The organism is Saccharothrix sabaoui (assembly GCF_051756985.1).
Classification (GTDB): domain Bacteria; phylum Actinomycetota; class Actinomycetes; order Mycobacteriales; family Pseudonocardiaceae; genus Actinosynnema.
In genome coordinates this window covers 1-1,161 of record NZ_JBPKJK010000332.1, presented here as the reverse complement: position 1 = coordinate 1,161, position 1,161 = coordinate 1, and the positions used below count along the sequence as shown (strand labels likewise).

The 1,161-nt window shown below is 70.1% G+C and carries 1 protein-coding gene; it reads left to right on the top strand.

Annotation, left to right across the window (positions count from 1 at the left end):
• Positions 1-120 precede the first annotated feature (120 nt).
• Positions 121-1,149 (top strand): IS630 family transposase, encoded by a 1,029-nt coding sequence (locus ACR807_RS41665; RefSeq protein ID WP_438927072.1) that lies wholly within the window; start codon positions 121-123, stop codon positions 1,147-1,149.
• The last annotated feature ends 12 nt before the right edge of the window (positions 1,150-1,161 follow it).

Genomic DNA, 1,161 nt, shown 5'->3' with positions numbered 1-1,161 from the left:
CTAAGCAGGTCGACGGAGGTTGTGTCTGTAACCCGTGCAGATCCCCTGCGAACGTAGGAAACCTCGTCGGGTTGGATCCGGTTACCACACCTGGAACAACCCGACGAGGCCACGACAAGTATGCGCCCGGCGCACATCTACGCCACCCTGACCCCCGCACAGCACCGCGACCTGGTCACAGCCCTGCACGGATCCCGGCGCGTCGCCGCCCGCATCGTCATGGTCCTGCTGTCCGCGTCCGGAATGACCGCGTCCGAGATCGCCCGGCTGCTGCACTACGACCCGGCCACGGTGCGCCGGTGGATCGCCCGCCACGCCCGCCACGGCCTGGCCGGACTGCCCGACCGGCCCCGCAGCGGACGCCCCCGCCTGGGCAGCCCCCGCCTCGGACAACGCATCCGCACCCTGCTGACCACCCCGAAGGCCTGGACCACCGCCCGCCTCTGGCGAGCCGCCGGACGACCCGCGATGAGCCTGGCCACCTTCCGCCGCCGCATCCGGGAACAGGCCCGCTGGTGCCGTCCCCGCCTGATCGCCAAAGGCGACCCCGACCACGACCCGATCTGCGCCGACATCCGCGACCGCATCACCGCACTCCCGCCCGGGTCGGTGGTCCTGGCCGAGGACGAGACCCACATCGACCTGCTGCCCAGGGTCCGCGCCACCTGGATGCCCACCGGCCTGCGACACCGCATCCCCACCCCCGGCACCAACCGCCGTCGCACCGTGCACGGCGCGATCGACCTCGCCACCGGCGCCTTCCACCACCACGTCTCGGTCAAGAACGTCTCCGTGGTGTTCTGCTACTTCCTCGACCTGCTGCTCACCGCCCACCCCGACGCCCCGGTCGTGGCCGTCGTCTGCGACAACGGCTCCACCCACCACAGCGGCATCACCCGACGATGGCTCGCGGAACACCCCCGACTGATGTTGATCGAGGGCGCGAAGTACAGCCCGCAGGACAACCCCGTCGAACGCGTGTGGGCCGGCCTCAAACACCGGATCGCCAACACCGCACCCGCCACCATGGCCGACCGCGTCCGACAAACCCACGCCTACTTCCGCAACCGCACCGACGACCAGACGCTCGCCACCGCTGCACCCTGGACCTCACCCTGGCTACCCGAGGGTTACGGACAACACTTCTGATCAGGTGCTTAG

Bases quoted from the DNA above. Each gene is read 5' to 3' on its own strand.
- ACR807_RS41665 (WP_438927072.1), top strand. From the start codon at position 121: ATGCGCCCGGCGCACATCTACGCCACCCTGACCCCCGCACAGCACCGC.